6 protein-coding genes are annotated in these 12,795 nt (G+C 71.7%); 2 read left to right on the forward strand and 4 right to left on the reverse strand.

Annotation, left to right across the window (positions count from 1 at the left end; translation table 11 throughout):
- Positions 1-18: 18 nt before the first annotated feature.
- Both BJ975_RS14660 and BJ975_RS14665 read right to left on the reverse strand, forming a co-directional pair.
- Positions 19-6,051, reverse strand: coding sequence for an Ig-like domain-containing protein (locus tag BJ975_RS14660; protein ID WP_179427249.1), 6,033 nt, complete (start codon positions 6,049-6,051; stop codon positions 19-21).
- Positions 6,052-6,363: 312 nt separating this feature from the next.
- Positions 6,364-7,761, reverse strand: a complete 1,398-nt coding sequence (locus BJ975_RS14665; RefSeq protein ID WP_179427251.1) for an NAD-dependent succinate-semialdehyde dehydrogenase — start codon at positions 7,759-7,761, stop codon at positions 6,364-6,366.
- Positions 7,762-7,814: 53 nt separating this feature from the next.
- Here BJ975_RS14665 and BJ975_RS14670 point away from each other — a divergent pair, with 53 nt between their 5' ends.
- Positions 7,815-9,491, forward strand: a complete 1,677-nt coding sequence (locus BJ975_RS14670) for an alpha/beta hydrolase (protein ID WP_179427253.1) — start codon at positions 7,815-7,817, stop codon at positions 9,489-9,491.
- Positions 9,492-9,566: 75 nt separating this feature from the next.
- Here BJ975_RS14670 and BJ975_RS14675 read toward each other — a convergent pair whose 3' ends face one another.
- Complete coding sequence (locus BJ975_RS14675; protein ID WP_223303165.1) at positions 9,567-10,208, reverse strand: DedA family protein; 642 nt, start codon at positions 10,206-10,208, stop codon at positions 9,567-9,569.
- A gap of 69 nt (positions 10,209-10,277) precedes the next feature.
- Here BJ975_RS14675 and BJ975_RS14680 point away from each other — a divergent pair, with 69 nt between their 5' ends.
- Positions 10,278-11,642, forward strand: coding sequence for a hypothetical protein (locus tag BJ975_RS14680; protein WP_179427257.1), 1,365 nt, complete (start codon positions 10,278-10,280; stop codon positions 11,640-11,642).
- 3 nt (positions 11,643-11,645) lie between these two features.
- Here BJ975_RS14680 and BJ975_RS14685 read toward each other — a convergent pair whose 3' ends face one another.
- Positions 11,646-12,776 (reverse strand): MalY/PatB family protein, encoded by a 1,131-nt coding sequence (locus BJ975_RS14685; RefSeq protein WP_218845956.1) that lies wholly within the window; start codon positions 12,774-12,776, stop codon positions 11,646-11,648.
- Positions 12,777-12,795: the final 19 nt, after the last annotated feature.

A 12,795-nucleotide genomic window follows, 5' to 3' on the forward strand; every position in this document is an offset into this window, starting at 1 on the left:
TGACGGGCTCCGTGCGGCTCAGGCGGACTCGCCCCTGCGGCGGCGTGCGGCGCCGGTGAGGCCGAGGCCCAGACCCAGCGCGACGACGCCCAGGGCGGCGATCGCGGCGGTGGGACCGCCCGTGTCGGCCAGCGCGTCCTGGTCGCGGTCGGTGCCGGCGCCGTCCTCGTCACCGTCGTCGTCGCCACGGCTGTCGTCGCCACCGTCGGTCGCGCCGTCGGTGTCGTCGCCGTCCTGGTCCACCGCATCGGGATCGGCGGTGACGTCGACCGTGACGGTGGCCGTGTCGCAGACCGGGGTCGGCGTGGAGTCGTCGCAGCGCTCGTACTCGAACGAGTCCGTGCCGACGAAGCCCTTGGCCGGCGTGTAGCGCACCGTGCCGTCCGCCAGGACCTCCGCGACGCCGTGCTCGGGCTGCGTGGTGATCCGCGCGGCCGTGAGCGGGCGACCCGTCCGGCTGGTGTCGTTGTCCTCGACCGCGATGACGACCGGGCGACCCGTGATGGTCGTGGCCTTGTCGTCACCCGTCTCGACGGCGTTGACCCGGACGGTCACGGGGATCGTGACCGTGTGGCACTGCGTGGGACGCGAGGCGTCGCACACCTCCAGGTCGAACGCGTCGCTGCCGGAGTAGCTGTCGTTCGGCGTGTAGGTCACGGCACCGGTCTCCGGGTCGACGGCGACCTCACCGTGGGCCGGACGCCCGACGACACCCACCGAGCGGGGATCCAGCGCCGCGCCCTCGGAGGTCACGATGTCGGCCAGCGGGACCGTCAGCGCCTCGTCCTGGTCGGTCTCGGCACCCTCGGCGGCGACCGGCTGGTTGGTGAACGCGTTCGTGACGGTCACCGTCACCGTGGCGGTGTCGCACACGGCGGTCGGCGTGGACGTGTCGCACACCCGGTACTCGAACGTGTCCTCGCCCGAGAAGCCGCGCTCCGGCGTGTAGGCGATGCGGCCGTCGGCCTCGACGCGCGTCTCGCCGTGAGCCGGGGCCGTGATGACCACCGGGTCCGCGAGCGCCTGGCCGGAGGCCGAGTCGTCGTTCTCCTTCACGTCGACGAGCACCTCGGTGGCGAGCGTCGTCGTGGCCGAGTCGTTCGCCGCGGCGACCGCGTTCTCGGACACCTCGACCACGATGGTCACGGTGGTGCACTGGGCCGGGACCGAGGTGTCGCAGACGCGGACCTCGAACTCGTCCGTGCCCGAGTAGCCCGGGTCCGGCGTGTAGGTCAGCTCGCCCGTGGTCGGGTCGACCGTCACGTCACCGTGCTCGGGATCCTTCGGGATCGTGACCGTGGTCGGGTCGAGCGGCTTGCCCGAGGGATCCACGACGTCGCCCAGCGGGATGTCCTTCGGCGTGTTCTGCGGCGTGGCGACGCCGTCCTCGACCGCGGTCTCCGGGGCGAAGACGTTGTCGACCGTGACCGTCACCGTGGCGGTGTCGCACACCGCGGTCGGCGTGGACGTGTCGCAGACCCGGTACTCGAACGTGTCCTCGCCCGAGAAGCCGTCCTCCGGCGTGTAGGTGATCCGGCCGTCGGACTCCACCACGGCCGAGCCGTGAGCGGGATCCGTCGTCACGGTCGGCGCCGCGAGCGACTGGCCCGACTCGCTGTCGTCGTTCGACCGGACGTCGATCGTGCGGGGCGTCTCGACGGACGTCGAGGCCTCGTCGGCGGCGGCCGTGACCGTGTTCGCGCCGACCGTCACCGTGACGGTGACCAGCGTGCACTGCACCGGGCTCGAGGTGTCGCACACGCGGACCTCGAACTCGTCGGCACCGGTGTAGCCGGCGGCCGGCGTGTAGGTGAGCTCGCCCGTCGTCGGGTCGACCGTGACGGTCCCGTGCGAGGGAGCGCCGGGGACGGTCACGCGCGTCGGGTCCAGCGGACGGCCCGAGCTGGAGACGACGTCGTCCAGGTCGATCGTCTTCGCGGTGTTGTGCGGCGTCGAGACGCCGTCCTCGGCCGCGGTCCCGTCGGTGAAGACGTTGTCGACGGTCACCGTGACGGTGGCGGTGTCGCACACGGCGGTCGGCGTGGACGTGTCGCAGACGCGGTACTCGAAGGTGTCCTCGCCCGAGAAGCCGTCGGCCGGCGTGTAGGTGATCCGGCCGTCGGACTCCACCACGGCCGAGCCGTGGGCGGGATCCGTCGTCACGGTCGGCGCCGCGAGCGACTGGCCCGAGGCGGTGGTGTCGTTGCTGCGGACGTTGATCATCCGCGGCGTCTCGACCGTCGTCCTGGCGGTGTCGTCGTCAGCGGTGACCGTGTTCGCGCCCACCGTGACGGAGATCGTGACGGTGGTGCACTGGACGGGGTCGGACGTGTCGCACACGCGGACGTCGAACGCGTCGTCGCCGGTGTAGCCGTCGTCCGGCGTGTAGGTCAGCTCGCCCGTGGTCGGGTCGACCGTGACCTCACCGTGGGACGGCTCGTCCGAGACGGTGACCTTGGTCGGGTCGAGCGGCTGGCCGGTCGCGGAGACCACGTCGGCCGGTGGGATGTCCTTGGCCGTGTTCTGCGGCGTGGTCACGCCGTCCTCGACGGCCGTCTCGCCGGCGAACACGTTCGTGACCGTGACCGTGACCGAAGCGGTGTCGCACACCGCGGTCGGCGTCGAGGTGTCGCACACGCGGTACTCGAACGTGTCCTCGCCCGAGAAGCCGGCGTCCGGGGTGTAGACGACGCGGCCGTCGATCGTGACCGAGGTCGTGCCGTGCTCGGGCTCCGAGGTCACGGACGGCAGGGCGAGCGCCTGGCCCGAGGCCGAGGTGTCGTTCTGGCGCACCAGCACCGGCACGGAGGTGCCGACCGACGTGGTCGCGGTGTCGTCGACCGCGCCCACGGTGTTGGCCGAGACCGTCACCGTGATCGTGACCGTGGTGCACTGCGAGGGGCTCGACGTGTCACACACGCGGACGTCGAACTCGTCGTCACCGGAGTAGCCCGGATCCGGGGTGTAGGTCAGCTCGCCCGTGACCGGGTCGACCGTCACGTCACCGTGCGCGGGGGCGCCGGGGACGGTGACCTTGGTCGGGTCCAGGGGACGGCCCGTCGCCGACGCGACGTCGTCGAGCGGGATGTCCTTGGCGGTGTTCTGCGGCGTGGTCACGCCGTCCTCGACGGCGGTCTCGTCCACGAAGACGTTGTCGACCGTGACGGTCACCGTGGCCGTGTCGCAGGCGGCGGTCGGCGTCGTGGTGTCGCAGACGCGGTACTCGAACGTGTCCACGCCGGAGAAGCCGTCGGCCGGCGTGTACGTGATCCGGCCGTCGGACTCCACCACCGCGGAGCCGTGGCCCGGCGCGGTCGTGACCGTCGGCGCCGCGAACGGCTGGCCCGAGGCGCTGGTGTCGTTGGTCCGGACGTTGATCGTCCGCGGCGTCTCGACGGACGTCGTGGCCTCGTCGTCGACGGCCGTCACCGTGTTGGCGGTGACCGTGACGGAGATCGTGACGGTGGTGCACTGCGCGGGGTCCGAGGTGTCGCAGACGCGCACCCGGAACTCGTCGGCACCGACGTAGCCGGGCTCCGGCGTGTAGGTCAGCTCGCCCGTGGTCTCGTCGACCGTCACCTCACCGCGGGCGGGCTGGTTCGCGACGGTGACCGTCGTCGGGTCGATCGGCTTGCCGGTCGCGGAGACCACGTCATCGAGCGGGATGTCCTTCGGCGTGTTCTGGCGCGTCGTGACGCCGTCCTCGGCCGCGGTCTCCTCGGCGAAGACGTTCGTCACCGTGACGGTCACCGTGGCGGTGTCACAGATCGCCGTCGGGGTCGACGTGTCGCAGACGCGGTACTCGAACGTGTCCACGCCCGAGAAGCCCGCGGCGGGCGTAAAGGTGATCCGGCCGTCGGACTCCACCACGGCCGACCCGTGGGCGGGATCCGTCGTCACGGTCGGCGCCGCGAAGGGCTGGCCCGAGGCGCTGGTGTCGTTGGTCCGGACGTTGATCGTCCGCGGCGTCTCGACGGACGTCGTGGCCGAGTCGTCCTCGGCGGTCACGACGTTCGGGGTCACCGTGACGGCGATCGTGACGGTGGTGCACTGGGCCGGGTCCGAGGTGTCGCACACGCGCGCCTCGAACTCGTCGTCGCCGATGAAGCCGGCGGCGGGCGTGTAGGTGAGCTCGCCCGTCGTCGGGTTCACGCTGACGGTGCCGTGCGCCGGACCGCTGGGGATCGTCACGCGGGTCGGGTCGAGCGGGCGGCCCGACGCGGAGACCAGGTCGGCCAGCGGGATCCGCTTCGGCGTGTTCTGCGGCGTCGTGACGCCGTCCTCGACCGCGCTCTCGTCGCTGAAGACGTTCGCGACCGTGATGGTGATCGTCTGGGTGACGTCCTGGCCGGAGGCGTCGCGGAGCGTGTACGTGAAGCTGCCGGTGCCGGAGAACCCGGCGGTCGGGCGGAAGGTCACGACGCCCGCGTCGAGGCTGACGGTGCCGTTCTGGGCGCCGCCCACGGCGTGCAGCGTGAGGCCCGAGCCCTGGCCGAGCGCCTCGAGGGCGCCCGCCGTGATCGTCACCGGGGTGCCGACGGTCGTGGACCGGCTGTCCGGGTCCGCCTCGGGCGTGACGTTGATGATGACGGTCACGAGCGTGCCGTCCGAGGTCCGGTAGGTGAAGGAGTCGGGTCCGGAGTAGCCCGCCGGGGGCGTGTACGTGTAGCGACCGCCGGCGTAGGCGATCGTGCCGCCCTGGACCGAGGTGCGGTCGTACGTGCCGTTCGAGCTGTCGGTGACCGTGGCCGGGACGTCGACCTGCGTCGCGATGACGACCTGGGTCTCGGCCGAGGTCGGCGGCGCGGGATCGGGATCCTCGTTGCCGATCGCGTAGGCGCGGTTGATCAGCGGGCCGGGGGTCGAGGGCGCGGTGGCGCGCACGGTGACGACCGCCTCCTGGCCGACCTCGAGGTAGCCGCCGTTGCAGGTCGCGATCTTCTGCGTCGTGCCGGTCACGACGCACGACGTGTCCGTGCTGGTGACGGAGAGGTTGGCGAGGTCGTTCGGGAGGATGTCGTTGAGGACGAAGCCCGACGTGTTGCCCGGGCCCTCGTTCTTCACGACGACGCGCCACGTGATCGGGTTGCCGACGACGACCGTGGCCGGGCCGGTCTTCGTCACGCTGAGCTTGGACGGGAGCGCGGTGGAGCAGTTCGTCGCGTCGCTGCGCTGGTTGGCCGGCGCGGTGACGCGGCTGATCAGCTCGAAGGTGGGCGACGCCTGGTCGGCGTTCCGGATCGCGATCTGGTACATGAAGCCGTTGGTCGCGATGAGGGCGAGGTTGCCGTTCGTCATCGTGAACGCCGAGCCGTAGGAGTTCGTCGGCATGACCGCGGTCGGGACGGCGAAGCTCGTGACCGCACCCGTGGTCGGGTTGATCCGGTAGAGCGTGGAGGACTGGCCGTAGTTCGCGGCCCACAGGTAGCCCTTGAGGAACGTCAGGTCGGCGAAGCGGATGCTCTGCGACAGCGTGATCGTGGTGCGCGTCGGGCGCGGGGTGCTCGTGGCGCTCGTGACGTTCTTCAGGCCGGCGATCTTCTGGATCGTGGTGGTGCCGGCGTTGCCCGAGGCCACGTAGTAGTTGCCGTCGGCGTCGAACTCGCCGCTGTCCCACAGGGTGCTGGGAGGTGCGCCCAGGGCGGTGTTCGCATCGCCGAGCGGCGTCACGACGCCCGAGCGGTTGATGCGCGCGAACGAGCCGCGGATGTTGGTGCCCGAGGTCTGGCCGTAGAACGTGCCGTAGAGGTATTCGTCGGTGGGGTTGAACGCCAGACCGTTGAACACGTTCTGACCGGTGAAGTTCGACCCGATCTGGCTCCACTGCGAGCCGCCGGTGGTCGTGTACGAGCCGGAGTTGAGCTTCACCGTGCCGACCGGCTCCTCCGCCTGGGCGAAGAAGCGCGGGACCGTGCAGTCGAACGCCGGCGCCGGCGCCGCCTCCGCGGCCGGTGCGGGCGCCAGGACCGTCATGGTCCCGGCGAGGCTGAGGGCGATCAGCATGAAGGCTGAGGCACAGGTGAGCAGTCGGCTGCGCAGGCGGAACGCCATGGACATACGAGACCTCTCGGGCGGGAGATGCAGAGCACGCAGGAAGGCGCGAGATCGCACCGTCCGGCGCGACCTGGACCGTCATTGCCGCGGCCCCGAAGGAGCGCGATCCGACTCCCTCAGGATCCGCTCGCCCGGGACGCTACCTGTGACAGAGGGTGCTGATGGTGTTTTCGGGGCGCGGTCGGCGAAGACCATCCTCAAAGGGTCCCAAAGAACTACACCATCAGGACCAAAGTGTCATGACGCACACCACACGAGTCACAGGAGGCGCACTCAGAACCACCCGTCGCGTGTCGGCGACGCTGGCGGCTACGGCGCGAGACCCACGTACTTCGTCTCGAGGTACTCCTCGATGCCCTCGTCGCCACCCTCGCGACCGAAGCCCGAGGCCTTCATCCCGCCGAACGGCGCGGCCGGGTTAGACACGACGCCCTGGTTGATCCCGACCATGCCGGTCTCGAGGCCCTCGTAGACCTTGATGGCGCGCGAGTAGCTCTGCGTGAACGCGTAGGCCACGAGGCCGAACTCGGTGTCGTTCGCCATCCGCAGCGCCTCGTCGTCGTCGGTGAACGTGAAGATCGGCGCGACCGGGCCGAAGATCTCCTCGCGCCAGACGCGGGCCTCGGTCGGGACGCCGGTGAGCACCGTCGGCGGGTAGAAGTAGCCCGCGCCGGCCGGCACCTCGCCGCCCGTGAGCACCTGCGCACCGTGCTCCTTCGCGTCGTCGACGAGCTCGGCCACCTTGTCGCGCTGCTTCGCCTCGACCAGCGGACCGACCTCGGCCTGCTCCATCCGCTCGGCGAAGCGCCGCGAGAACTCCTCGGCCAGCGACTCGTGCACGATGAAGCGGTTGGCCGCGGTGCAGGCCTCGCCGATGTTGCGCATCTTGGCCAGCATGGCGCCGTCGACCGCCTTCTCCAGGTCGGCGTCCTCGAAGACCAGGAACGGGGCGTTGCCGCCGAGCTCCATCGAGACGCGCAGCACGCCCTCGGCCGCCTGCTCGATCAGGGTGCGGCCCACCTCGGTGGAGCCGGTGAAGGTCAGCTTGCGCAGCCGCGGGTCACGGATGATCGGCTCCATCACCTCGCCCGTGCTCTTCGTGGTGACGATGTTGAGGACGCCGTCGGGCAGGCCCGCCTCGGTGAGGATCTCGCCCAGGGTCAGCATCGTGAGCGGCGTGAGCGACGCCGGCTTGACCACCATCGTGCAGCCGGCCGCGATCGCCGGGCCGATCTTGCGGGTGCCCATCGCCAGCGGGAAGTTCCACGGCGTGATCATGAGGCACGGCCCGACCGGCTGCTTGAGCGTGAGCAGGCGGGTGGCGCCGTTCGGCGCGACCGAGTGCCGGCCCGCGATCCGCACGGACTCCTCGGCGAACCAGCGGAAGAACTCGGCGCCGTAGGCGATCTCGGCCTTGGACTCGCTGACGGGCTTGCCCATCTCGGCGGTCATCTGCTCGGCCAGCTCGTCGGTGCGCTCGGTGATGATCTCGAACGCCCGCCGCAGGATCTCGCCACGATCACGCGGGGCCGTGCGCGCCCAGTCGGCCTGCGCGGCCACGGCGGCGTCGAGCGCGGCCCGGCCGTCGGCGGCCGAGGCGTCGGCCACCGTGGCCAGCGTCTCCCCCGTCGCCGGGTTCTCGACCTCGAACGTCGCGCCGCCCTCGGCGTCGCGCCACTGTCCTGCGATGAAGAGCTGGTGGGTCATGTGTCGACGCTACCCCGCACGCGAGAACCCTTCGACCTGTCAGAATGCGGACCGTGCTCGACACCTTGCGGGGGGTGCTGCGTCCGACCCTCCCGGGTCTGGTCGGCGCCCTCGTCTTCGCCCTGCTCTCGCTGACCCCTTCGCTGCTGCCTCGCCCGGCGCTGTTCCAGGGGCTCGTCACCGGCATCACGGCGGTGATCGGCTACGGGCTGGCGGTCGCCCTGGCGTGGGTCTGGCGCGCGTTCGCCGACCGCGAGGCGCGCCGGCCGTCGCGACGTGCGTGGCTCTGGACCGTGGGCGTCGGCGTGATCGCCCTCGGCGTCGCCGACATCGTCAGCGTCCGCCAGCAGGACCGGGTGCGCGAGCTCATGGGCATGGGCGACGCGAGCGCCTGGCGGTTCGTGACCGTGCCGCTCGTGGCGGTCGTCGTGTTCTGCCTGCTGCTCGCCGCCGGGCGTGGCCTGCGCCGTGCCGCCCGGTGGCTGTCGGACCTGCTCGCCCGGCGCATCGGTGCGCAGGCCGCGCGGGCCACCGGCTTCGTGGTGGTGGCCGCCCTGACGTTCTTCACGCTGAGCGGCGTCGTCTACGACAACGTCATCGCCGCCGTGGACTCCTCGTTCGCGCTCGGCGACCAGCAGGTCTCCTCGCGCCTCGACCCGCCCGAGAGCCCGCTGCGGTCGGGCAGCCCGGAGTCCGAGCTGGCGTGGGAGGACCTCGGCCGGCAGGGTCGTCGCTTCGTGGCGCGGGGGCCCAGCGGCGACGAGATCGCCGCGTTCACCGGCCGGCCGGCGCTCGACCCCATCCGCGCGTACGCCGGCACCGCGAACGCCGAGGACGTCGAGGAGCGGGCGCGGCTCGCCGTGGACGACCTCGAGCGGGCCGGCGGCTTCGAGCGGGCGAACCTGCTGGTGGCCGGCACGACCGGCTCGGGCTTCATCGAGCCGAGCGCCTCGAACTCCTTCGAGTACCTGACCGGCGGCGACTCCGCGATCGTGTCGATGCAGTACTCGCACCTGCCGTCGTGGGTGTCCTTCTTGGTCGACCAGCGCGCCGCGCGCAACGCCGGGCGCGCGCTGTTCGACGCGGTCTACGAGCGCTGGAGCGCGCTGCCCGCCGACTCCCGGCCGCGGCTGTACCTCTTCGGCGAGAGCCTCGGCTCGTTCGCGCTCGAGACCGCATTCAGCGGCGAGGCCGACCTGCGCAACCGCACCTCGGGCGGCCTGTTCGTCGGACCGCCCGGATTCAACTCGCTCTACACCGAGTTCCGCGAGCAGCGCGATCCCGGCAGCCGCGAGATCGAGCCGATCTTCCGCGACGGCCGCACCGTGCGGTTCACGAACGACCCGTGGGGGCCGACGATCCCGCTGACGCGACCGTGGGACGGGCCGCACGTGCTGTACCTCGTGCACGCGTCGGACCCGATCACGTGGTGGAGCCCCGACCTGATCTGGAGCAAGCCGGACTGGCTGTCCGAACCGCGCGGCTCGGACGTCGCGAGCGCGATGCGCTGGTACCCGATCATCACGTTCTGGCAGACCTCGGCGGACATGGCCGTGGGGATGGCCGTGCCGTCGGGCCACGGTCACGACTTCGTCGGCGAGCACGTCGCCGGCTGGGCCTCGGTGCTCCAGCCCGAGGGCTGGACGTCGGCCGACCTGCGCCGCCTCCAGCAGCAGATCGTCGACGCCGACACCGAGAACGCGGGCGTCCCCCCGTCGCTGCGCGACTGAACGAGGTTTCCTGTCACTTCACGTGGTTCGCAAACCTCGTGAAGTGACAGTTTCCCCGGTTAACCGGGGAAACTGTCAGCGCTCGCGCGGGTCGCGGAGCTCACGGACGCGCGTGACGACGAACCAGCCGCAGACGACGAGGACCGCGAGGATCACGAGGCGCTGGAACCAGTCGGCGTAGGGCTCGATGACGTGCCAGTTCTCGCCGAGGGTGTACCCGGCGCCGACGAAGATCGAGTTCCAGAGGAGGCTGCCGAGCGTGGTCAGCAGGAAGAAGATGCCGAAGGGCATCCGCTCGACGCCGGCCGGGATCGAGATGAGGCTGCGGAAGATCGGCACCATCCGGCCGAAGAAGACCGCCTTCGTGCCGTGCTTGGCGAACCAGGCCTCGGTGACCTCGAGGTCGCGGACCTTCAGCAGCGGCGTCTTGGCGAACACCAAGGCCGTGCGGTCGCGGCCGAAGGCCCGCCCGAGCCAGTACATGATGCACGCGCCGATGACCGATCCCGCCGTGGTGGCGAAGAGCGCGCCCGCGAGCGTGAAGCGACCCTGGCTGGCCGCGAGGCCCGCCATCGGCAGCACGATCTCGCTGGGAATCGGGGGGAAGAGGTTGTCCAGACCCACGGCGAGGGCGGCTCCGAGCAGGCCCATGCGGTCCATCAGGTCGACCATGAACCCTGCCAGTCCATCGATCTGCTGGTCGCCCGCCTGCGTCATCACCCGGCAGAGCATAACGAGCGGTGCACAGCGTGTCGCCGTTCAGACGCGGCGGGTACCGTCGCCCGGGTGCACCTGATCCGCAGAGCCCTCGCCACCGCCGGTGCGGCGGTCCTGCTGACCACCGTGCTGGCCGCCTGCGAGGGCGGACCTCCCGACGCCGAGCAGGTGACCGCCGCGGAGCCCGACGGACTCACCGCCGCCTCGGCCGACGACGTCGTCGCCGTCTCCCGCTTCCTGCTCGACTCCGCGTCCGCCGTCGTCCTCGTGCCCGAGCGGGAGTCCGACGAGGCGTTCGCGCGCGCCCGCGATCTGGGCGTCCCGGCGCTGCCCGACACCGAGGAGGGCCGCGCGGAGGCCGAGCGCCTCGGCGCCCGGATCCTCGGCCCGGACGAGGACGCCGGCGCGGAGGCCGAGCCGGTGGAGCGCTCGGAGGACGTCACCGTCGCCACCACCCGCAGCCCGTCACGCGCGCTGGTCGACCTCGTCGCACTCGGTGGCGCGACGCTCGTCCGGATCGCCTCCGACCCCCGCCGCCACGCGCCGTCCGCGCGGCTGCTCCGGAGCGACCCCGACGGACCGCTGCTGACCCTCGGTGCCTCGGGCTACGCGGTCCGCGTCGTCCGCGCGAACGCCGAGGCGGTCGGCGGCGGCTGGTTCGCCACGCGCGGCAAGCACCTGCTGGCGATGTACGGCCATCCCTCGGGCCCGGCGCTCGGCGTGCTGGGCGAGCAGGGCACAAAGGCGTCGGTGGCGCGCGTCGAGCGACTCGTGCGCAAGTACCGCAAGGTCGCGCCCGACGAGCACTTCGTCCCCGCCTTCGAGATCATCACCACCGTCGCGGCCGGGGAGAAGGGCCCGCGCGGCGACTACTCCGCCCGCACGTCCGTGAAGGACCTCGAGCCGCTCGTCGACGCCGCCGAGAAGGCCGGCATCGTGGTGATCCTCGACCTCCAGCCCGGCCGCTCCGACTTCCTCTCGCAGGCCAAGGAGTACGAGTCCCTGCTGCGCCGGCCCCACGTCGGCCTCGCCCTCGACCCGGAGTGGAGGCTCGGCCCGAAGGGCAAGCCGCTGCAGCGGATCGGCCACGTGCAGGCGCGCGAGATCAACCGCACGTCGGCGTGGCTGGCCGAGCTGACCCGCCGACACACCCTGCCGCAGAAGGTCTTCGTGCTGCACCAGTTCCAGACCCAGATGATCCGCGACCGCGAGAAGGTCCGCACCGATCACCCCGAGCTCTCGACCGTGATCCACGTCGACGGCCAGGGCAGTCCGGGCGCCAAGTTCGGCACGTGGGGCGTCATCCGCAGCGACGCGCCGAAGAACGTCTCGTGGGGCTGGAAGAACTTCGTCGACGAGGACGAGCCGATGCTCGACGTGGCCCAGACCTGGAACCGCGTGCGCCCTCACCCGGCGCTCATCACCTACCAGTGACGGTCAGAGCGTCGACGAGATCCGCTCGAGGACCTGCGCGAGACGCTCGGGACTCGTGCCGAAGTTGAGCCGCGCGTACGTCGAGGAGTCCAGCGGCGTGTGCGCCGTGAAGTCGGGCCCGGCCGAGAGCCGCACCCGTCCGCGCTCGAGGATCGCGCCCGCCGGGTCCGCGGCGACCGACGTGCCCGCGAAGTCCAGCCACGCGAGGTAGGTGGCCTCGGCAGGCACGACGCCGACACCCACCTCGCCGGCCCACGCGGTGATCGTGTCGCGGTTGCGCTGCAGCACCTCGACGAGGCCGGCGAGCCACGGGTCGCCCTCGGTCCAGGCCGCCACCGCGGCCGCGCGCGACAGGGTGCTCACGCCGCCGAGGTAGGCGAACGGCAGCGCCGCGAGCGGCTCGCGCACCCGCGCCGGGCCGAGGTGGGCGACGGCGCAGTGCAGGCCGGCGAGGTTGAACGCCTTCGACGCCGAGGTCACCGTGACGGTGCGGTCCTCGACGTCGGTGCCGAGCGACGCGAACGGCACGTGCCGCCGGCCGTCGAAGGCGAGGTCGGCGTGGATCTCGTCGGCGAGGACGACGAGGTCGAGCTCGGCCGCCGCATCCGCGACGGGCCGCAGCTCGTCGGCGTCGAGCATCCGGCCCAGCGGGTTGTGGGGGTTGACCACGACCACCAGCCGGACGCGCTCGCGCTGCCAGGTCTCGACGAGCTCGTCGGCGGTGGCGCCGAACGGGATCGGCACGACGCGACGGCCCGTGTCGTGGACCGACTCGAGGAACACCGGGTACGCCGGCACGTGCAGCGCGATCCCGTCACCGGGCTCGGTGAGGAGGTCGGTCAGCACCTGGAACGCCTGGATCACGTCCGTGAACAGCCGACCGCCGCCGCCGGCGGGCGTCCAGCCATGGCGCTCGGCCATCCGCGTCTCGAAGGCCGCCACGAGGGGGTCGGGCGCCTCGAAGTCGGGGTAGCCGACGTCGCCGCGGGCCAGCTGCTCGTGGACGCGGCGCGTCACCACCTCGGGGACCGCCACGTCCATGTCGGCGACCCACGCGGGGATCACCCCGGCGGGGGTCGTCGTCCACTTCAGGTTGTCGCGGTCGCGCAGCGCCTCGTCAGTCCGGTCGAACACGGCTCGAGTCTGCCTGACG

It is taken from the genome of Aeromicrobium tamlense (genome assembly GCF_013408555.1).
GTDB lineage: Bacteria > Actinomycetota > Actinomycetes > Propionibacteriales > Nocardioidaceae > Aeromicrobium > Aeromicrobium tamlense.